Genomic DNA, 546 nt, shown 5'->3' with positions numbered 1-546 from the left:
CGAGCACAACTTGTGGCTTCCTCTGATTAAAAAGCCAATACCGTGGACAGTGAAAGACCATTCCCACGATCACGAACAGTTAAAACCCCAAAATGAATGCCCGCCGATTGAGTATCCAAAACCGGATGGAGAAATCAGCTTTGATAAACCATCTTCGGTGTTTTTATCCGGCACACAACATGAAGAAAACCAACCGTGCCATCTTGTTTTGACTTATCCTCATATCCCCATCGATGTGCACCTCGGGTTGTTTGATGAGCCAAGCCAGCGTTACTGCCCTGCCGGGGTTTACGAAGTGGTCGAAATTGATGGGAAAGTGAAGTTTCAAATCAACGCCGCGAACTGCGTACATTGTAAAACGTGCGATATAAAAGATCCGTCACAAAACATTACGTGGAAGACGCCTGAAGGCGGTGGCGGGCCTAATTATCAGAATATGTAGTCAATAGAGCATGATAGCACCGTGTCTATCATGCTCTATCTTTCAAGGATGAAACAAAATCGAGGACTTAAACCTCTACTCCTGCTTCATCTTCTTCCACAATA

General features: G+C 45.1%; 1 protein-coding gene. It reads left to right on the top strand.

Annotated elements, in window-relative coordinates; translation table 11 throughout:
* On the top strand, positions 1-442 hold a 442-nt coding region (locus R7E78_RS29690; protein WP_318059087.1), incomplete at its 5' end, for a 4Fe-4S dicluster domain-containing protein.
* Positions 443-546 lie beyond the last annotated feature (104 nt).

The organism is Vibrio sp. YT-19(2023), assembly GCF_033337395.1.
The sequence above is the reverse complement of the archived record's forward strand: the minus strand, read 5'-3'. Positions and strand labels throughout refer to the sequence as shown.